Raw genomic sequence first — 17,857 nt, forward strand, 5'->3', positions numbered from 1 at the left:
CGTGGATCACTTCGTGAGATGCCGTGGCCGGTCTCCTGGCTTACGGGTCATGCGTCCGCCACCCGCCTTCCCGGCCGCGTTGCTGCGGCCAGTGGCTGTCCTTTGCGGGACATGGGCGACTAACTCCCCGATCACAGTGGCGAGGGCCGCGTCGGCATGGCACCGACTTCCCGAACACCACGGCCCGCCCACCGTAGGGCCGTGGGCACTCCCCTGCATAGCTGCATACCTGCGCAGGTATTGAAGATCACATAGGGGTGCCTGCGAGGATGGCCGTATGCATCTCGTCCCGGCCGACCGCGCAGACCGCCGCACGATCGACGGCCACCGGGTGTGCGAGGCCATCGAGGCCATCGGCGACGCCGAGCACGTCCGCACCTGGGCCGGCCGCTTCTCCCTGCTCGCCGACCCCAAGCGGCTCGCCCTGCTGCTCGCCCTGCACCGCACCGGCCCGCTGGCCGTGTCCGACCTGGCGATCGCGACCGGCATGAACGACCCTGCCGTCTCCCAGGCGTTGCGGCTGCTGCGGGCCGCCGGGGTCGTGGCCGGGGAGAAGGAGGGGCGGGTCGTGCGTTACCGGGTCGTCGACGAGGACGTACGGCTGCTGCTCAAGCACTGTGGGGCGGACGGGAGCTGAGTCGCGTGACCCCCTCGGCATGACGAACGCCCCGGAGCGGGGGTCTCCGGGGCGTTCGTATCTCGGGAGTGGATCAGGAGTGGGACCCGCGGCGGCGCTTCGTCACGACGACGATCGCACCGCCGGCGGCCAGGAGGGCCGCGGCGCCGCCGGCGATGATGCCGGAGTTGCTGCCGCCGCCGGTCTGAGCCAGGTCCCCGCCGCTCGGTGAGACCGCGGGGACGGTCGTCGACGCGGAGGCGACCGGGGTGTCGGACCCGCCCGGCGTCGGTTCGGAGGCGCTCGGGGTCGGGGTGGGGCTCTCCTCGGCCGGGGTCGAGGGCTGCCCGGACGCCGGGGTCGAGGCCGGCGGGGTGGACGGCGGCTGCGACTCGGTGCTCGTGCAGTCCTTCGTGCCGCCGTTCCAGGACGCGATCAGCTTGTCCTTGATGACCGGGTGGTCGGGGCCCTTGGGCAGATCGCCGTGCTCGAAGCCGTCCTTGGCGTCCAGTCTGCCGTCGAACTTCACGGCGCCCCGGTAGAGGTCGACCTGCGCGAAGCAGCCCGCGTCCGGCACCGCGATGTCGAGGGAGTCGGTCTGGCCCTGCTTGACCGTCACCGAGTCGAAGTCGACGAAGACCTGCTCGCCGGAGGTGGCGAAGGACGGGCCGTGGGCGAGGTAGGAGGCCAGGGAGGCCGTGCAGGTCGTGGCATCGCCCGCGGTACGGACCTTGACGTGGATCTTGCCGTCGTCGGTGGGCTTCAGGGTCTGGTCGTCGACCTTGACCGAGTCGAAGAAGCTGGTGCCGTCCAGCGAGAACTGGCAGCGGTCCGTCTCCGTCTTGGTGCCGGCACCGGTCCCCGGCTGGTAGCCGTCGGCGTGCTTCCAGCCGTCACCGCCGGGTGTACCGGTGGCCCAGGCGCCCGAGGCCGCGGCGACGGTGGCGGCGCACAGGGCGAGCGACACGGCGCCCGTTCCCAGGAGGCGTCGCGCGGTACTGCGTTTTCCCGGGGGCTGTGACATCAACGGCTCCGCCGCGGGCCCCCTGGACCCCCAGCGTCTGGCTATGGACATGCAGATCCCCATCTTGGCGTGTGCAGTTCCCGGCGCGGCGGCGCAGGGCAGCAGGCCGCGCCCGGCCGCACCGGGGGTGAATGGTCTGAGGAACACCGGGCCCATTGGTCACATGCGCCACAGTGCGATCACATCGTGGATCTCCTGGCGGAACGCTGTCAACCTGCGGTAACCGACGGGTGGTTCAATCGTCTATTACAATTTCGCCACAGATGCAACAGACGGTTCCACTACCGCGGAGCCGCCCGGATCTCACCTCACGGTCGGGCTCGGGGCGGCGTTCTGGCCGGTCGAGGCCTCGCCCGGCAGGACCGGCGGCTGGGTGGTGCTGTCCACCGGCGGGGTGAGGACGATCTCCGGCTGGCCCGCGGCCGGCGGCGGCGGCGTCAGGTCACTGGAGGGCAGTTTCGGCGGGGTCGTCTGCTGGAAGAGGACCTGGTCGAAGTTGACCAGACCGGTCTGCTCCATGACCGTGATGTGGTCCAGGACCGTCGCGTTGGCCTGGTCGGCCAGGGCCCGCACCACGGTGTTCTTGGTCGTCGAGCGGATCTTCGCGATCGTGTTGAAGATCGAACCGTGCGTCACACGCAGGATGTTGGCGAAGTCCGTGTCGAACTGCTTGCCCTGGTCCGCGGCGAGCGTGTTGACGAAGCCGACCTGCTGGGGGCTGGCCACGTTGGGGATCGTGATGTTCAGCATCGTGCTGATCTTGCGGCAGCTGGCGTCCAGTGCGGCGTGCCCGTCGATGAGGTGCTTGCTCGCGGTGATCACCGCCTTGCTCTGCCCCTTCTTCAGGCCCATCTGGCCCACGGGGTACTCCCACAGCCCGGCCGCGCGCACCTTGACCACGAAGTCCCGGTCGGACTCCGTCAGCGGCCCCCACTGGGTCTGCGCGATGACGCGGTCCCCTGAGCTCGACACGGTGTTGACTCCGAGCATCGCGGGATAGGCGAGCGCGGCCAGGGTCAGGCTGAGAGCCCCGCCCACGAAGAGAGTTCCCGTCGCATTCCGCGAAAAGCGCACCGTGCCTCCTGTCCGGTCGGGGGTCCCGCCGGCGGACGGCGGGGGGGTCGACGGAGGGGAGTACGGATGAGGTTCCGGCGCGGAACCTTTTGGTTTGGTAAAAACCTGCGGGTGTGAGGCAGGTAACGGCTCGTGATCCCCGGCCGGTTGACGGAATGTTGACCATTCCACGGGAGAGACAAGGCAAACACCGGACCTAAATTCGCCCCATGCCCCCACAGCCCCGGAAAGCCCCAGCCGCCCTTCCCGTCCTCCCCTACCGCAAGCCCACCAAGGGCCGCGACTACTGGGTCATCGACGACGTCCTGCCCGACGTGGACGCCGTACGAGAGCGCTGTCTCGCCAAGGACGACTGGGTCGAGGGATACCCGTACACCTCGGAGACCTGGCCGGGTCTGCGCACCATGCCGGGCCTTGAGCCCGCCGAACTCGCCCGCGTCGAGCGCCTGGTGAAGAAGTCGACCGGCGCGAAGGAACTGTGGGTGCAGCAAGCCCCGGGCGGCGGCACCCTCAACCACAACTGCATCCAGGTCGTCGGCGAGGGCGAGAGCGAGCCGCGCCCGCACACCGACTCCCGTGCGCTGTGCCGCTATGCGGCGGTGCTGTACCTCAACCCCGGCGTCGGCAAGGACTGCGGAACCGCCTTCTACCGCCAGTCCCTGCCCGGTGGCCGACTCGGCGGCAACGTCGTGCAGGCCCCGCACAACAACCTCGTCGAGGCCCTCGGTACGCGGTTCGTCCCGGGGGACCACTTCGAGGAGGACGTGCGGGTCCCGCACAAGTACAACCGCCTGCTGCTCTACAACGCCAACCTGGTCCACAGCGCGACGGGCTACTCTGGCAGGACGCTGGAGGAGAAGCGCATGACGGCGGTGTTCTTCTGGATGGCGTAGAGGGGGTGCGCGGCTCCGGAGCTGGTGCGGGGCCTCAGATGTGCCCCACGCCACCGCTGCCGAAGGAGCCGCTGGAGCCGGGCAGCCAGCGCCGGCGGTGCTGGTCCTTCCCTGTCTTCGTTCCGGATGGGTGGAGCTCGTAGGGCATGAGCCGTTCCTTGCCCTCCGCGTGCGGAACCTCGTCGGGTTCCCGCATCTCGCGCATCTCCCAGACGGGTCCGCCGTCGGGGAGATGGGGCTGTTCGTCCGGGTTGGGCCGCGGCAGTTCGCGGTCCCGGACCTTCATGCCGAACTGCACGGCCCAGATCAGTGCACCAGCGATGATCAGGCCACCGACAAAGGCGGCGATCACGTTGAGTACCTCACTCGACGTGGCCGCAACAACAAACGTCGCAGTACTCATGCCCCAATTATCGCCGAAAGGGAGCGATTGCGGAGTGTTCGGTATTTCCGCAGGTCAGAGGCGCTCCCAGGGTTGCGCATAAGGTGCAGACGGTGCGCGTGGTCGACTACGACCCGGACTGCCCCGCAGGGCGTCAGCCCGGGCTGTTCGTCGCGCTGGAACACATGGGCTCCACCGCCGTCCCGGGCCTCGTGGCCAAACCCGTCATCGACCTCATGGTCGCCGTACCGGCCCTGGCCGACGTCGGCCCCCACGAGCCGGTGCTCGCCGCCCTCGGCTTCCGCCCCCACGACAACGGAATGACCGACCGGTTCCTGTACGTCCGCGGCGACGCCGGCGTCCGCAGCCACATCCTGCACGTGGTGACGCAGGACAGCCGCGGCCCACCGCAACCAGCGCATCCTGCGGGACCACCTGCGCGCCCACCCCGAGGAGGCGGCCCGCTACGCCGGACTCAAACGGGCCCTCGTGGCAGCCGGCACCCCGGCCCGGGACTACTCACGCGCGAAGACGGCGCTCGTGCAGGAGCTGACCGACCGGGCCCGAGCGGAACGCGGCCTGCCGCCGGAACCCGGGTGGGAATAGGGGCCGAAGTGAGGTAGGTCTCCCGCGGGTTACGGATCGCTCAAGCCCTGGTGTCCGTGCGGTGAGCGCCGCACCATGGGCGCATGACACCGGCCCAGAGAGCCATGGACCAGCTGGCCGCGTGGCCCGACCTCAGCCCGTGCGAGGCCGGCTGCGGCACGGGCCGCGCACTGCGTTCCGTACGCGACGAGATCGTGCACTTCCACTCCGACCGGGACGTGGACCTGCACCTCACCACCCGCGCGATCCAGCGGCTCCACTACGACTTCGCGGAGTCGACCGCCATCCGTCTGGTGCCGGGCTCCCGCTGGGTCACGGTCCATCTCGACTGCGACGCCGACGTCGACCTGCTGCTCAGCCTGGTCAGCGTCGCCCTGAAGGCCCACTCCGCCCACCAGGGGCTCCCGGCGCCGGCCGTGTGCAACTTTCACCGGGTGACGGTGCTGCCGCGCGACGACACCGACGACACCGACGGCGCCGAAGAGAGCTGAGAGCAGGGCGCCTGCACCGGAAGTCCACACACCGGAAACCCCCTCCACAACTGTCACAGACATGTCATACGCTGCTCCCGGCAGCCGCGCCCCGCGCGTCACCGCCGTAGAGCGGTCATGTCCGGGTGCTGCGCGGCGCACTCATCTCCCCGGTCACACACCGGGTTTTCCTGTGGGGGTTTCAACACTGTGCGTACGCGCAGCATCTCGACCGCGACAGCGCTTGCGGTCCTCTTCAGCTCGGCGGCGCTGAGCGTCGTCGCGGCGGGCACCGCCTCGGCGGCAACGGCCCATGTCACCTCGCCCGGCGGCATCGTCGCGGACGGCCCCCTGAAGCGGGTGTTCCTCGGCGACAGCTCCGCCGGGACCGTCGCGGTCACCGACTACTCCGGTGCCGTCCTCGGTTCGGTGGGCGGCGTGACCGGGGTCAGCGACCTCGCGGTGTCGGACGACGGGGCCACGGTCTATGCGGCCGCTCCGCAGATCCACGAGATCTGGGCCATCGACGCGGCCACCCTCGACGTCAGGACCCGCTACACGGTCTCCACCAGCTACGGCCCGCGCCACGTCGCCTTCAGCGGCGGCAAGGTGTGGTTCACGTACGGCGACCAGTGGGACGGCGACCTCGGCTCGGTCGACCCGACGGTGGACCCGGCGAGCGGCACCGACCCGGTGACGCTGACGCAGTTCCCGACCGAGGGCACCGGGTCCGGCATCTGGGGCCAGGGCCTGCTGGACACCGACCCGAGCCAGCCGGGCATCCTCGCCGTCGGCGAGACCGGCCTGTCCACGGACTCGATGGCCGTGCTCGACGTGTCGAGCGGCAAGCCCGCACTGGTCGCCTACCACAACGGCGACTACACGCTGAACAACGGCATCGGGGACATCGACCTGGTCCCGGGCGGCACGCAGGTGCTGGTCAACGGCAAGGACCGGGACGCCTACGCGGACGGCAAGTTCAAGGCGGCCGGCTCCTACCCGGACGGCCAGTTCGCCGACGTCGCCCCGAACGGCGTGCTCGCCCAGGTCAACGGCGGCAAGGTCCTCACGTACAAGCCGGGCGCCACGCTGCCGCTGCACACGTACGACCTCGGCACCTCCCGCACGGCCGCCCTCACCTGGGCCCCGGACCTCACCAAGGTCTTCGCGCTGGTGGGCACGGGCGTCGAGAGCGGCGGCTACAACCTCAAGGTGCTCAGCGGCCCGACGCTGAACAACCCCACCCTCACGCTCAACGCCCCCTCGACGGCGACCCGCGCCAAGCTGCTCACCGTCACCGGCAGGATCTCGGCGTCGGTCGCGTTGCCGGCCGGTGTGCAGCTGCAGGTCACCCGGACCGACCTGGACTCCCCGAACGGCAAGGCGCTGCCCGCCGTCACGGTCAAGGCGGACGGCACGTACTCCTTCAACGACACCCCGCCGGCCGGCGGCACGGTCACCTACAAGGCGACCTACGCGGGCGACACCGACCACTCGGCGGTCAGCGCGAGCGACAAGGTCGCGGTCTCCCGCACCGCGACCACGCTGAGCCTGAACAACAACGGCAAGGTGTACTCGTACGGCGCCGACGTGAAGTTCACCGCCCACCTCGGTACGACGTACAAGAACCGCACGGTGGAGATCTGGGCCAACCCCTACGGCGGCGACAAGCCCAACAAGCTGCTGAAGACCGGCACGGTCGACTCCAGCGGCAACATCTCCGCGACCGTCGACATGACCCGCGACACCGACGTCACGGCGGTCTTCAAGGGCGACGCCCGTTACGCACCCAAGACGGTCAAGTCCACGGGCTACGCCAGGGTGAAGGTCTCCACGGCCGTCACCAAGAACTACAAGAAGGCCGCGATCGGCTCGCACACGTACTACTGGTTCCACAAGAACACCTCGCCGGTCGTCACGACGACCATGACGTACTACCCGGGCCGCAAGCAGCGCCTCGAGCTCGAGGTCTACTACAACGGCAAGTGGTACGCGACCGACGGCAGCCCCCAGTACTTCGCCCTCGCCTCGAACGGCAAGTCCGCGGTGAGCCTGGGCGCCCCGGGCGAGTCCGGCATCAAGGCCCGCGTCCGAGCGGCGTACATCAACAACTCGTCGGGCGACAACGTCAACTCGAATACATACAGCGACTGGAAGTACCTGTACTTCTCCAACTAGCCGATGGATGCGTGAGGAGCGTCGGGCCGGTGGCGATCGCCATCACCCGGCGCTTCTGGCGTTCGCCAGTCCTCGACGCAGCGGAAGCGCGCTGAACACGACGAAAATGCCGAACACGGTGATGGGCAACAGCCCGGCGGGACGCAGATAAGCCGCCGGATCCGCCAGGACGGCGTGCCATGTGCCGTCCCAGTTGCCGGCCAGATCCAGCAGCATGACCGCGGCAGCGAGCAGCGCGCCACTCGGGCGGGCCCGGACGATCAGCAGGGCTACGAGCGGATCCAGCAGCAACAGCGCGTGGAACAGCAGCTGGACGGGCATCGGCGCGTAGCCGTAGGTATGCAGCCCGCCCGTCGCCAGGAAGTACGCGTGCGCTCCGGCCCCTTCCAGGAAGCCGATGACGTACGCCCCCGCCACGCACCGGACCCATATCGGACGATCCCCCCATCGCATGGGGATCACCCTAGCGACAACACGCTGCCCGGTCCGGCTGTTGATCGCGCCTGAGCTCGGCTCCCACGAGCAATAATCCGGACATGGCCGCACTGACCGACCTGCAGCGTCGCATCCTGACCGACGTGCTTGCCGTGGGCAGTGCCTACCCGCTCGTCCTCACGGGCGACTGCGCCGCGCAGGCGCACGGCCTGGTCGAGCACCTCAGCCGGGACCTCGACGTCGCCACCGAGAACCCCGAGGGCATGGAGCAGATCGGTGCCACCGTGCGGACAGGGCTGGAGGATCGCGGCTGGCAGGTAAGGGTGGTGGAGACGGATCCTCTCTCCGCCCAGCTGATCGTCACCGACCCGGACAGCGGCGACGAGTGCGAAGTGGATGTTCTCAAGGAGGTCATGTGGCGGCCGCCGGTGCAGACCGAGTACGGCCCGGCCCTCTCCCTCGAGGACGTCGTCGGTACCAGGGTCTGGGCCCTGGCCGACCGCGGCCTCCCCCGAGACCTCGTCGACGTCCGAGCCGCCGCGGACCGCTGGACCCACCCAGAACTCGAAGAACTCGGCCGCCGCCACGCCCGGGACACCTTCGACCTCACCGACCTTCAGGCGCGTCTGTCCGGCGCCGACCTGATGGACGACAGCGAGTTCGCCGCCTACGGACTCGACGCGGGGGCGATCGCGGAACTCCGCCAGTGGGCCCAGGTATGGGCCGACGACATCGCGGAACGGCTCCTGGAAGGGGAGCCGCCGGAGGACGAGTGAGCCGCGAGGTCACGCGGCCCGCCAGTTCCGTTTCCGTTTGAAGGGCATCTCAAAGATCTCCGCGAACAGCCATGCCGACAGAACCGAAGCCGGCAGCCCCACAACCACCGTGAAACAGAACGTGGGCAGCCCCGCCGATACGTAATCCGGGGCAATTTTCCGCACCACGACCATGACGATCGGCAGATGGATGAGATAGAGGCTGTACGAGAAGTTGCCGAGGCTGCGCAGGGGCCGGGTGGCAAGGAGTCGCAGCAGAAAGACCGGGCGCCCGGTGGCGATCGCCGCAAGGAACATCGCCATGGCGGGGGCGACGGCGAGATCCACCCAGAAGTAGTGATGCACCGTCCAGGCCGATCCCTTGACGGCGATGAGTGACAGGACCGGAACCATCGCCAGAGCGGCGAGCCAGTGCCAGGGCATCCGCCGGACCCTCTCCCGCGCAACAATGACCCCCGCGGCTGTCAGACCGGCGACGAACACGGGCGCGAGATTCGGGGCCAGCCAGTTGTCGCCTTCGACCGGAGACGCGTTTCCCGCCAGCAGGCCGCGTGCGACCACCAGCAGTGTCACACCGGTGACCAGGACGGCCGCCCCCAGCCGCCGCCGGACAAGCAGCAGCAGCGGGAAGAGGAGATAGAGCTCCGCCTCCACGGCGATCGACCAGAACGCACCGTTCGGCGTGCGGGCCGGGAACATGTCCTGGAGCACCAGGCCGTACACGACGACCGTTCTGTAATTCGGTGGCCCATGATGGGAGGCCCGCACCACGAAATGGGCGACTGCCACGCTCAGTACGAGCGCCGCCCAGTACGGCGGAAGGATGCGCCAGGCACGCCGCCGCAGAAACCGGGCAACGCCGCCTTGACGCCAGCTGTTGCGCGCGGGCGAGAGGGCCAGCGAGAAACCGGACAGTACGAGAAAGAAGACGACGGCGAGACGTCCGTACATCAGCCAGCCCAGCCAGGACGGACCCGAATTCCTGGGAAACCCCGGAAAGGCAAGCAGCCAGCAGTGAAACAGAACCACGTACAGCGCAGCCAGACCGCGGAGCCCGTCAAGCCCCGGCACATGACTGCCTGCGTTTACTTCCCCCGTACCGTCCAACGGCCGTACCAGGACGGCCACATCAGGATTACTGCTGTCGGGACGGCTCGATTCCAATAAAATTGTTCGGCCCTTCCTCTCGGTGCCGTGTCGAAGCACGTGGCAACCATGTCGGTGATCTTTTCTGCGGCCCGGGACGGCGCCACACAGCGACTCGTACGTCGCATGGAGCCACGAGGTTCAGCTGCCTCTCATCGGCCGAAGTGAACCGGTAGTTCGGCCGGTTCCCGCAGCAGCGTGCCACTCCGCCACCTCAGTCGCGCCGGGTCGGTGGCGAAGGTCATCTCCCGGCGCTCCCGTATGAGCAGCCGCAGGGCGATGGCAGCCTCCGCTCGGGCCAGTGGGGCGCCGAGGCAGTGGTGCAGGCCGTGGCCGAAGCCCAGGTGGCCCTGTGGCTGGCGGGTGAGGTCGAAGTGGTCGGGGTCGGGGAAGTGGCGCGGGTCGCGGGAGGCTGCGGCGAGGGAGACCTGGACGGTTTCGCCGGCCGCGATGTGGGTGCCCGCCGACCCGCGGGCGCGAGGAGGGCGCGATCCGCTCGGATGTCACCACGGAGGACGTCCTGTTCGAGCCGGCCGCGCTGGGCCGCGCCGTCCCGGCCCTGACCGCCGCCACCGCACCGGACACCTGGCGCCGCCCCCTCGCCCTGCTCCTCGACGGCCTGCGCCCGGCGCCGAAGTCCCTCCCGAACGACGCGCTCACGTCCGCGCAGCTCGCCGACGTACTACGGGAGTTGGGGCCGCATCGTGCGCCCGCGCGGCAGGTGAAGGACGAGTGAAGGCCCGTCGCCAGGCATGTCGATGTGGCGGTCGTCGCCCCTCGTCGGCGAGGATGCCCCGGTGAACGACCACATAGCACCCCCCACTGCTGCTCCCGGCCCCGACGTCCCCGCCCTGCAACCGGTCCGTGCGGCAGCCCTCGTCACCATGGTTGCCCTTGCCCTCGCCGGTCTCGGATGGGCGGCTCGGGCCGTGTGGCAGATCCGGCTCTCGATGGCGGGGGAGCCGGCCTCCGGGCCGCCGGACCAGGGCGGCGGGGTGCACCGTCCGCTGACCTCGCTGGAGGACTCGTACCACCTCGTCAGCACGGTGTCGGGCGCCGCGGCGGCGTTCTGCGCGATCGCGTTCGTGGTGTGGACGGGCCGTGTCCGGGACAACGCGCGCGATCTGTCCGGGACCAGGCCGCGCTACTCCGGCCTGTGGGTCTACTTCGGCTGGGTGGTGCCCGTCGTCAACCTGTGGTTCCCGCGCGGCATCATCGCGGACGCCTACCGCGCCAGCGCCCCCGGCGAGCGGCTGCCCCGCTCCCTGAACGTGTGGTGGGGCCTGTGGCTGATCGGCATGCTCAGCGGAGTGGGCCTCATGTACGGCGACTCCACCGACGAGCTCATCGCCCGTGCCTACACGGACGTGTGGCAGCTCCTGGCGTCCGACGCGGCGGTCGTCGGCGCGGCCGTGGCGGGCATCTTCGTCGTCCGCGCCGTCACCGCCGTACAAGAGCGGCACCTGAACTGACCGTGGAACAAGCCCAGTTGACCCTGGCGGGCAAGGCCGGCCAGGGTCAAGGTGAGCGTGAAGGTCAGGTCAGCTGACGCACAGCAGACCGAGGACGCAGATCCCCGACGGGGAGGTCGCCGTCGACGTGTTGTCCGACTGGGACGTTCCCGAGGTGCTGGAGGACCCCGACGTTCCGGAGGATCCGGACGTGTTCGACGTTCCCGAACCCGTGCTGTCCGTGGGCGTCGCGGAGGGCGTCTGGGTCGTCGTCGTGCCGCCGGTGACGGGCGTGGTGTCGACGGAGGGGGTGTGCACGGTGGCCACGGAACCCTGCTGTGCGGGCTTCGTCGCCGGCGTCGAGTGCGCGGCGGGGGTGTACGGCTGCGTCCGCGCCGAATCGGTGTGGGACGCGGTGGCTCCGGAACGCTGCTGAACCTTGCCGGACGCGGCGGAGCGGTCGGACGTGGCGTCGGGCTTGCGGTGCTTGCCCGTGCCGGCCGGCGGGAGCTGGACGTTCTGGTCCGCGGCCCCGTCCTCGGAGCCCATGCTGGAGAGGTCCGTTGCCGTCGACGCCTCGGCGCGGTGGCCGGAGTCGCGGTCCATCGAGGCGAGGGTCATGCCGCCGCCGACGAGTGCCACAGCGGTCGCGACCACGGCCTTGCGCTGGTTCTTCTTCCAGCGGGCCCGCTGCCTGCGCCGGGCGGCACGCCCCTCCGACAGGGGTATCGCGGCCTCGGCCTCACCGTAGGCCTCGGAGCCCGGCGGCTCGTCCATCTCCGGCCACATCGCCGTCGCGGCGGGGGCCGGTGTGGTGCGGCCGTGGGAGGTCACCGGTGCGATGTCGGGGGCGTAGGCACCGCAACCGGGGCACACCAGGGCGCCGTTGAGGTGCCGGCGGCATGAGGAGCAGTAGTCCATCCGCTGTCTTCCTGACCCTTCGCATGGGAGATGCACCGGAGATGCATGGGAGTTCGAACGGGCTGCAACGGTAACGAGGGTTTCGAAAGACTGTGTGAGGTCTGTGTGCTTCTCCTGCGCGGATTCTCTGCACACCATGCACTCGGCGGTCGAACGACCAGGTCAGCGCCGGAACTTCCAGGTGATGCGCGAGTCCGTGGCACTGATCACAGTCACCGGGATGTCGATGGTGCTGCCGTCGTTCTTGCGGCCGGTGCAGGTGATGGTGGCGCCGGCGACCGCCTTCAGACCGGTCGGGCAGGACACCTCGACCTTCACACCGACCCAGGGGAGCGGGTGGTACAGGCTCTGCGTGCGCCCGGCGACGATGTTCGGTGCGAGCGTCTTGTGGCCGTCCACCACGACCGCGTCGTACCGGTCGAGCCCGGTCGTCGACTCGGTGCGGGCGATCAGACGCGTGCCGAGACCGCCGACGAGAAGCACGAAGGCCGCGCCGCCCACGACGCCGACGAGGAACCTGCTGTCCGGCATGAGCGGAACGTATCAGCCGCGAACAGCCCGAATCGGCCGCACGGGCGCATACCGTGATCCGCATGGTGCAGCTGTCGGACGGGTGGCCTGGTTGCGTGGCGTCGCCCGAGGCGCCGTCGTCGGCGCGCTGCTCGCGCTGTCGGCCGTTGATCTGCTGATCGCGGGTGACGTGGGCTACCCCTTGTGGCGTCCGGCCGTAGTCCTGGCGATCGGCCTGACCGCCGTACTGTGGCCGGCCGCGCGCCGCCCCGCCCGGCTCACCCCGCAGCTCCGCACCGCCGTACCGGCGCTCGTCTCCCTGCTCTATACGGCGGCTTCCTTCCTACGACACGGGGACGCACCCTTCGGCCCCGGCGAACTCGCCGTACTGCTGTGTCTGCTGTTCGTCGCCGTACGGCACTGCCCGCCGCGCTGGGCCATCGCGTGCGCGGCGCTGGACGCGGGCGCCCTGCTCCTGACGCCGCTCAGGTACTTCCGGACGCTGTGGTCGGCCGACGAGGCACAGGGCTACGTCCTGGTCGGCCTGTTCCTGATCGGCCTGGTCGGCGGCCTTGCGGCGTATCTGCGCGCGCTCGACTACCGCCGTACGGTCGCCGTCGCCGACACCCGCCGCGAGGAGCGGGTGGCGATCGCCGCCGACCTGCACGACTTCGTCGCCCATCACGTCACCGGCATCCTCGTGCAGACCCAGATGGCCCGCATGATTGCGGACTCCCGGCCGCGGGAACTGGACCCCGTCCTCGCCGGCATCGAGCGCGCCGCCACGGAGGCGCTCGCCTCCATGCGCCGCACGGTGGGCGTCCTGCGCGACGGTGGCGAGGAGGCCGACCGCCGCCCGGTCGGCGACCTGGCGGGCATCGCCGACTGACGGCCGGTTTCGCGAGCCCGGGCCAGAAGGTCACCCTGCACCGCGACCCCGCCGCCTCCGACGACCTCCCGCACGAGGTGCAGGCGGCGGCCTTCCGCGTCGTCCAGGAGGCCCTGACGAACGTACGGCGCCACGCGGCCGACGCCACGGAGGTCACCGTCGTCCTGGAACACGACGGCTCCGGGCTCTCGGTGACGGTGTCGGACGACGGCCGCGGCGGCACCCGGCTCCCCGCCGCAGCCCACTTCAGCGGCTTCGGTCTCGTGGGCCTGCGCGAACGCGTCACCGCACTGGGCGGGGAACTCCGCACGGGACCCAGGGCGGGAGCCGGGCGCGGGTGGGAGGTCCGGGCGCGATTCCCGTGCTGAGTTCCCCTGATGAGTTCCCTGCTGAGTCCCCTGCCGACAGGGCCTACCAGCGCGTGAACCGCTCGAAGGCGTGGCTGAAGTACCAGGTGTCCTGGGCGATTCCGGAGCAGGAGTTGGAGCCGGAGGTGCCCACACATCCGCCGTTGTCCCGCTGAAGAGCCCAGAAGGAAAGGGTGTTGATGCCCTTGGCCTCGGCCCACTGCTCGACCTTCACCGCGTCCTGGGTGGTGAAGGTCTCCTGTGGACCGAAGTCGTCGATGCCGGGCATCTCGGTGACGCCGACCATGCGCCAGAGCTGCGCACGGCTCTTCTTCGGATACAGGGAGGCGAGTTGGCCGACGAGCCCGTCACCGGCGGTCTCGGTGTCGGCGGCCATGTCATGGGTGGCGCCGTCCCAGTAGTCGAACGTCATGATGTTGACGACGTCCACGCGCGCGTGGTTGTCGACGGCGTTCTTGAGGAGGGCCACGCCGTTCGGCGCGAGCCCGGTGGTGGTCGTGGGCAGGGTGTACGAGAACTGCACGCGCCGCCCGGTGCGTTCGGCCCACCGCTGCACCTGGGCGATGGCCTTGTTGCGGCGGTCGATCCCCGCGGTGTTGTTGATGGAGTCGGCCTCGATGTCGAGATCGATCCGCGAGATCCCGTACGTCGTCACCAGGCTCTCGTAGACCTTGGCGATGGCGTCGACGCTGGTGCAGCTGTCGGCGAGTTCGGTGCCGGTCGTGTCGGCGCCGTAGCCGCCGAAGGACGGGATGACGTTGCCGCCGCGGGCCTGGATGGCCGCGATGTCGGCGCCGAAGGAAGACGCGGCGGACTTGGAGATGGGCTGGCTGGTGTCGCCGTTCCAGTAGGCGGTGCACGAACCGGCCGCGTCCGTCTGCAGGAAGGCCATGGTGAGGTACTTGTTCCCCGACTCGGCGGCGAGCGTGGCCGGGCTCTCCCCGGTCCACGCCTCGAAGTACGGCGCGGCGAGATGAGCGGGAAGGGGCGCCGCGGGCCGCGAGGGCGCGGCATCCGCTCCGAACGCCCCACCTCCCCCGAGCGCGACGAGACCGGCCGACAGGCCGGTCACGGTGATGCAGGACAGCAACGAACGAAGAGCACGACGCGGTCGTCTCATTGACGCTCCCAGGGGGATGGCGGAGAGGCGGAGATGAAGGGGGGTGGGGGCGAACAGACGACCATAGTTGGACTAGACCAATTGTCTGTCAAGGTTCTTTACAGTTACCTGACCCTTCTGGGGCCCTACAACCTTCTGTCCCGGCAGCCCGTCCAACTCCCGACCGGCACTGCTCACTGCGCCGGGGTCTCTTCTGTCCCACTGGGGGATGTCATGAGTTCTGTCTCCGTCGGGCGTGCGCTGCGCCGAGGGGCCTGTGCCGGAGCCGTGGGAGCGTTGGTCGTCGCCGGCCTCGGGAGCGGGGCCGCCTTCGCCGACGAGGCGCAGAGCGATCAGCTGTGGATCCAGGCGCCGTACGAGCAGTCGGTCACCGTCGCTCCGGACGGAGGCTCGGCGCAGTACCGCTCGCTGGCGCTCGGCCTGTACCACGACAACAGCAACTTCACAGTCACCGACGGCCGTTTGACCGTCGACGTCTCCGGCCTCACCCAAGTGGCGGACGTGTCCTGGCCCGCCAACTGCACCCCGAACGACGCGGGCACGGTCGCCGTGTGCGACACGGGGGACGTACCGACCCGCTACAGCGCGCAGGTGCAGCTGAAGGTGCGGGCCGCCGCCGGCGCGGCCGTGGGAGCGCAGGGTGCGATCGAGTACGCCGCCACGGCAACCGGGGGACCGGACGGCACGCTCACCGCCCCGGAGGGCGCCGCGGAAACGTTCGTCACCGTGGGCTCCGGCCCGGACCTGGGTCTCACCACCCCCCAGGACGTCTCCGACATCGAGCCGGGCACCAGCCTCACCGTGCCGTTCTCCGTCACCAACACCGGCAACGAGACCGCCCACGGCTTCACGGTGAAGATGTGGGCGACGTACGGCCTGGACGTCACCACCCGCTACCCCCAATGCACATACTCCGGCCCGGACGGCAACGGCGAGCACACGCCCATGACCTACGTGACCTGCGCCTTCGACATGGACATCGCACCCGGCGCCACGGTGGAACTCCCGCAGCCGCTACAACTCACCGTCACCGACCACGCCCTGTACGAGCGCTTCGACTACGAGGTCGAGCCCGCCGGCGACGCGGGTGACCTCGACACCTCCGACAACGGCCGCTCGTGGCACATCAACGCCGACAACACCGCCGACTTCGCCGTACGCGGCACCGAGGTGAGCGGCGCGGCGGGTGCCACGGTCACCGCCGGCTTCCGCTTCGTCAACCGCGGCCCGGCCTGGGTCGGCAACGTCGCCTCCGGCGACCCGGTCGCCGTGATCGACTACTACCTCCCGGAGGGCACGACGGCCACGTCCGCACCGGACACCTGCCACCCGGCTTCGACGCCCGGCGACGACCCGTCCATCGGCCACTACGCGTGCACCCTGCCGCTGTGGGCCAAGCCGGACCTGAAGGTCAGCTTCCCGTTCCAGCTCCACATCGACCGGGTGGTCCCGGATGCGACGGGCCGGGTTGTCGTGCATCCGCACTCGGACACGGGCGCGAGCTTCGACCCGAACAGCAAGAACAACGTGGCGAAGGTGGTTGTGAATCCTTCGGAGTGATGGCGGTGAGGGTGGCGAGCCTGCGCCTGGCCTCCCAGGTCCGGTGGCGGCTGCCGTACCGCTCTGCCGGTAGGCGCCGCCGGTTCACTCCTGGTTGTAGAGGGCCGCCAGGTCGATGAGACGGCCCTCAGCCGGCCTGGCTGACAAGGCCGCGGACATGCCGGAGGCGGTCGATGTGGGCCATGCCCATGGTGTCGTTCCACTTGGCCTCCCCGATGGCCAGGAGCGGAGGTTTGCCGCCGTCGGCGATGCCGATCACCGCCACGTCGACCTCATGACCGATGCGGGCCCCAACAAGCGTTCTGCTTGGATCAGTCCATGACATCTGTGGGGGCATCGGACGAAACACGAGAGAGGGCAGAGCTCGCGGTCTGGTTCGGCGGAGCGTCCGTGGCGTTCTGGTTCTTTTGCCCGCTCTGGATACTGGTCTGCTTCCTCGCGCTGCCCCTGGCCGTCGTGGGCCTCGTGCGGGCCTGCGTCGAGTACCGCGCATCGAAGTCGGGGCGAACGAGCAGGCCGCGGGCCGTAGTGGGTGCCGTGTTGTCCCTCCTGGGGGCAACAGCGTCGATCACCTACATGATCTTTCTGGCCGGCCATCCGGATCTTCCCGTCCAGGGGTAGCGGCTGGCCTCGACCGCCCTGATCGCAGTCACTAGGGTCCGGGGATGGGGAGGTCCGGGGATGGGGAAGAACGAGGTCGTTCCGGAGAAGGTGGCCTGGGTTCCGCGTCACCAGCACCCGCCCGTCACGCGTGCGCGGGTCTCGGCAGTGGACCAGATGCTGTTTGACGTGCTTCATACCTCCGGCCAACTGCCCTGAGGATTCAGCGACGGTCCGGCAGTTCTTCCGGGGCGGGTCCGACAGCAGGCCGAGCCTCAGCCGCCGTATTTCCGGCCCTCGTCCTCACCTGGTGACGGGCTCAATGAGAGAGCCATGTCTTGGGTTTGAGGGTGCTTCCGGGACGGAGTTTGCCGTGCTCGTCCAGATCGTTCAGCACGGCGGACAGGCCGACGCGCAGCATCTTCCGCCGGACGTGACCCAGGATCTGGGTCATCAGGAGCCCGCCTGCACCCGTGAAGCCCGTGTGGTCGTAGGTGAAGCGCGTCCCTGTGCCATGAGGTTCGATGCGGTAGGCAACCTCGGTGGTCTCGCTGCCGCCGTGGTCGGTCCACGAGTAGCGCAGCAGCCGGGGCTTGTCCGCCTCCAGTACGACGCAGTCGACGATGCCGCTCCAGCCGGGCTTCGGCTTGGCAATGAACTGGAACCGGGCGCCGACGGCGGTGGTGAATCCTTCCGGGCGTGCCCCGGCCCCGGTGGCTGTCCATAACGGTATGAGCCGGGGGTCGGTGACGGCGTGCCAGACCTTGGTGGGGGAGTGCGGGTAATCGCGGACGATGTGGATGGCGCTCATGGGGCTCCCGAAGCAGTCGAACAAGGG

At 69.6% G+C, this 17,857-nt stretch carries 21 protein-coding genes, 3 pseudogenes and 1 riboswitch; of the genes and pseudogenes, 13 read left to right on the forward strand and 11 right to left on the reverse strand.

Annotated features, from left to right (window positions below):
* Window positions 1–7 precede the first annotated feature (7 nt).
* A riboswitch (cobalamin riboswitch) is annotated at window positions 8–197 on the reverse strand.
* A gap of 80 nt (window positions 198–277) precedes the next feature.
* A complete protein-coding gene (locus EDD92_RS24770; protein ID WP_123966327.1) occupies window positions 278–637 on the forward strand; it encodes a metalloregulator ArsR/SmtB family transcription factor in 360 nt (119 codons plus the stop codon).
* A 73-nt stretch (window positions 638–710) separates the two neighbouring features.
* Here the strand turns inward: EDD92_RS24770 and EDD92_RS24775 are convergent, their stop codons facing one another.
* Window positions 711–1,640, reverse strand: coding sequence for an LAETG motif-containing sortase-dependent surface protein (locus EDD92_RS24775; protein ID WP_123966328.1), 930 nt, complete (start codon window positions 1,638–1,640; stop codon window positions 711–713).
* A 303-nt stretch (window positions 1,641–1,943) separates the two neighbouring features.
* Window positions 1,944–2,678, reverse strand: coding sequence for a DUF4142 domain-containing protein (locus EDD92_RS24780; protein ID WP_123966329.1), 735 nt, complete (start codon window positions 2,676–2,678; stop codon window positions 1,944–1,946).
* Between the two features lie 245 nt (window positions 2,679–2,923).
* Between EDD92_RS24780 and EDD92_RS24785 the strand changes: the two genes are divergently transcribed.
* Window positions 2,924–3,607 carry a DUF6445 family protein gene (locus tag EDD92_RS24785; RefSeq protein ID WP_123966330.1) on the forward strand — a complete coding sequence of 228 codons (684 nt, stop codon included), beginning with the start codon at window positions 2,924–2,926 and terminating at the stop codon, window positions 3,605–3,607.
* A 34-nt stretch (window positions 3,608–3,641) separates the two neighbouring features.
* On the opposite strand, the gene EDD92_RS24790 is transcribed toward EDD92_RS24785, so the two are convergent.
* Window positions 3,642–4,010, reverse strand: a complete 369-nt coding sequence (locus EDD92_RS24790; RefSeq protein ID WP_123966331.1) for a DUF6479 family protein — start codon at window positions 4,008–4,010, stop codon at window positions 3,642–3,644.
* A 164-nt stretch (window positions 4,011–4,174) separates the two neighbouring features.
* Between EDD92_RS24790 and EDD92_RS51300 the strand changes: the two are divergent.
* From EDD92_RS51300 to EDD92_RS24805, 4 genes and pseudogenes are all read left to right on the forward strand, one after another.
* Window positions 4,175–4,327, forward strand: a pseudogene (locus tag EDD92_RS51300) (GrpB family protein); the annotation flags it as partial.
* A 97-nt stretch (window positions 4,328–4,424) separates the two neighbouring features.
* Entirely contained in the window at window positions 4,425–4,595 is a 171-nt protein-coding gene (locus EDD92_RS51305) for a GrpB family protein (RefSeq protein WP_260327330.1), read from the forward strand.
* Between the two features lie 83 nt (window positions 4,596–4,678).
* Window positions 4,679–5,086 carry a luciferase family protein gene (locus tag EDD92_RS24800; protein ID WP_123966332.1) on the forward strand — a complete coding sequence of 136 codons (408 nt, stop codon included), beginning with the start codon at window positions 4,679–4,681 and terminating at the stop codon, window positions 5,084–5,086.
* 189 nt (window positions 5,087–5,275) lie between these two features.
* Window positions 5,276–7,243, forward strand: coding sequence for a YncE family protein (locus tag EDD92_RS24805; protein WP_123966333.1), 1,968 nt, complete (start codon window positions 5,276–5,278; stop codon window positions 7,241–7,243).
* A gap of 42 nt (window positions 7,244–7,285) precedes the next feature.
* On the opposite strand, the gene EDD92_RS24810 is transcribed toward EDD92_RS24805, so the two are convergent.
* The gene (locus tag EDD92_RS24810) at window positions 7,286–7,696 is read right to left on the reverse strand and encodes a hypothetical protein (protein WP_123966334.1); all 411 of its coding nucleotides are present in this window, start codon (window positions 7,694–7,696) and stop codon (window positions 7,286–7,288) included.
* 83 nt (window positions 7,697–7,779) lie between these two features.
* On the opposite strand from EDD92_RS24810, the gene EDD92_RS24815 reads away from it, so the two are divergent.
* Window positions 7,780–8,454, forward strand: a complete 675-nt coding sequence (locus EDD92_RS24815) for a nucleotidyl transferase AbiEii/AbiGii toxin family protein (RefSeq protein WP_123966335.1) — start codon at window positions 7,780–7,782, stop codon at window positions 8,452–8,454.
* 9 nt (window positions 8,455–8,463) lie between these two features.
* Here EDD92_RS24815 and EDD92_RS24820 read toward each other — a convergent pair whose 3' ends face one another.
* Complete coding sequence (locus tag EDD92_RS24820; RefSeq protein ID WP_260326725.1) at window positions 8,464–9,660, reverse strand: acyltransferase; 1,197 nt, start codon at window positions 9,658–9,660, stop codon at window positions 8,464–8,466.
* Between the two features lie 92 nt (window positions 9,661–9,752).
* Window positions 9,753–10,064 (reverse strand): annotated as a pseudogene (locus EDD92_RS24825) (cytochrome P450); the annotation flags it as partial.
* Between the two features lie 2 nt (window positions 10,065–10,066).
* Here EDD92_RS24825 and EDD92_RS51310 point away from each other — a divergent pair.
* A pseudogene (locus EDD92_RS51310) lies at window positions 10,067–10,336 on the forward strand (TetR/AcrR family transcriptional regulator); the annotation flags it as partial.
* A gap of 61 nt (window positions 10,337–10,397) precedes the next feature.
* Window positions 10,398–11,072 carry a DUF4328 domain-containing protein gene (locus tag EDD92_RS24835; RefSeq protein ID WP_260326726.1) on the forward strand — a complete coding sequence of 225 codons (675 nt, stop codon included), beginning with the start codon at window positions 10,398–10,400 and terminating at the stop codon, window positions 11,070–11,072.
* Between the two features lie 69 nt (window positions 11,073–11,141).
* Here the strand turns inward: EDD92_RS24835 and EDD92_RS49960 are convergent, their stop codons facing one another.
* Entirely contained in the window at window positions 11,142–11,972 is an 831-nt protein-coding gene (locus EDD92_RS49960; RefSeq protein ID WP_185124115.1) for a hypothetical protein, read from the reverse strand.
* A gap of 162 nt (window positions 11,973–12,134) precedes the next feature.
* Window positions 12,135–12,503, reverse strand: coding sequence for a DUF4333 domain-containing protein (locus EDD92_RS24850; protein WP_123966338.1), 369 nt, complete (start codon window positions 12,501–12,503; stop codon window positions 12,135–12,137).
* A gap of 82 nt (window positions 12,504–12,585) precedes the next feature.
* Here EDD92_RS24850 and EDD92_RS52460 point away from each other — a divergent pair, with 82 nt between their 5' ends.
* Window positions 12,586–13,371, forward strand: a complete 786-nt coding sequence (locus EDD92_RS52460) for a histidine kinase dimerization/phosphoacceptor domain-containing protein (RefSeq protein WP_399183929.1) — start codon at window positions 12,586–12,588, stop codon at window positions 13,369–13,371.
* 77 nt (window positions 13,372–13,448) lie between these two features.
* Window positions 13,449–13,739, forward strand: a complete 291-nt coding sequence (locus EDD92_RS52465) for a sensor histidine kinase (protein ID WP_399183932.1) — start codon at window positions 13,449–13,451, stop codon at window positions 13,737–13,739.
* A 43-nt stretch (window positions 13,740–13,782) separates the two neighbouring features.
* Here the strand turns inward: EDD92_RS52465 and EDD92_RS24860 are convergent, their stop codons facing one another.
* Window positions 13,783–14,859, reverse strand: coding sequence for a chitinase (locus EDD92_RS24860; RefSeq protein ID WP_123966339.1), 1,077 nt, complete (start codon window positions 14,857–14,859; stop codon window positions 13,783–13,785).
* A 213-nt stretch (window positions 14,860–15,072) separates the two neighbouring features.
* Here EDD92_RS24860 and EDD92_RS24865 point away from each other — a divergent pair, with 213 nt between their 5' ends.
* Window positions 15,073–16,419: a hypothetical protein gene (locus EDD92_RS24865; RefSeq protein ID WP_123966340.1), complete on the forward strand. Its 1,347-nt coding sequence runs from the start codon at window positions 15,073–15,075 to the stop codon at window positions 16,417–16,419.
* A gap of 127 nt (window positions 16,420–16,546) precedes the next feature.
* Here the strand turns inward: EDD92_RS24865 and EDD92_RS24870 are convergent, their stop codons facing one another.
* Window positions 16,547–16,684, reverse strand: a complete 138-nt coding sequence (locus EDD92_RS24870) for a hypothetical protein (protein WP_260326727.1) — start codon at window positions 16,682–16,684, stop codon at window positions 16,547–16,549.
* A gap of 125 nt (window positions 16,685–16,809) precedes the next feature.
* Between EDD92_RS24870 and EDD92_RS24875 the strand changes: the two genes are divergently transcribed.
* Window positions 16,810–17,040: a hypothetical protein gene (locus tag EDD92_RS24875; RefSeq protein WP_260326728.1), complete on the forward strand. Its 231-nt coding sequence runs from the start codon at window positions 16,810–16,812 to the stop codon at window positions 17,038–17,040.
* A gap of 298 nt (window positions 17,041–17,338) precedes the next feature.
* Here the strand turns inward: EDD92_RS24875 and EDD92_RS24880 are convergent, their stop codons facing one another.
* Window positions 17,339–17,830: an SRPBCC domain-containing protein gene (locus EDD92_RS24880; protein WP_123966342.1), complete on the reverse strand. Its 492-nt coding sequence runs from the start codon at window positions 17,828–17,830 to the stop codon at window positions 17,339–17,341.
* Window positions 17,831–17,857: the final 27 nt, after the last annotated feature.

The sequence above is a fragment of the Streptomyces sp. TLI_185 genome (assembly GCF_003814765.1).
Classification (GTDB): domain Bacteria; phylum Actinomycetota; class Actinomycetes; order Streptomycetales; family Streptomycetaceae; genus Streptomyces.

Coding starts and splice junctions, on each gene's coding strand:
- EDD92_RS24770 (WP_123966327.1), top strand. CDS start 278: ATGCATCTCGTCCCGGCCGACCGCGCAGACCGCCGCACGATCGACGGC.
- EDD92_RS24775 (WP_123966328.1), bottom strand. CDS start 1,640: ATGTCACAGCCCCCGGGAAAACGCAGTACCGCGCGACGCCTCCTGGGA.
- EDD92_RS24785 (WP_123966330.1), top strand. CDS start 2,924: ATGCCCCCACAGCCCCGGAAAGCCCCAGCCGCCCTTCCCGTCCTCCCC.
- EDD92_RS24790 (WP_123966331.1), bottom strand. CDS start 4,010: ATGAGTACTGCGACGTTTGTTGTTGCGGCCACGTCGAGTGAGGTACTC.
- EDD92_RS24800 (WP_123966332.1), top strand. CDS start 4,679: ATGACACCGGCCCAGAGAGCCATGGACCAGCTGGCCGCGTGGCCCGAC.
- EDD92_RS24810 (WP_123966334.1), bottom strand. CDS start 7,696: ATGCGATGGGGGGATCGTCCGATATGGGTCCGGTGCGTGGCGGGGGCG.
- EDD92_RS24815 (WP_123966335.1), top strand. CDS start 7,780: ATGGCCGCACTGACCGACCTGCAGCGTCGCATCCTGACCGACGTGCTT.
- EDD92_RS49960 (WP_185124115.1), bottom strand. CDS start 11,972: ATGGACTACTGCTCCTCATGCCGCCGGCACCTCAACGGCGCCCTGGTG.
- EDD92_RS24850 (WP_123966338.1), bottom strand. CDS start 12,503: ATGCCGGACAGCAGGTTCCTCGTCGGCGTCGTGGGCGGCGCGGCCTTC.
- EDD92_RS24860 (WP_123966339.1), bottom strand. CDS start 14,859: ATGAGACGACCGCGTCGTGCTCTTCGTTCGTTGCTGTCCTGCATCACC.
- EDD92_RS24865 (WP_123966340.1), top strand. CDS start 15,073: ATGAGTTCTGTCTCCGTCGGGCGTGCGCTGCGCCGAGGGGCCTGTGCC.
- EDD92_RS24880 (WP_123966342.1), bottom strand. CDS start 17,830: ATGAGCGCCATCCACATCGTCCGCGATTACCCGCACTCCCCCACCAAG.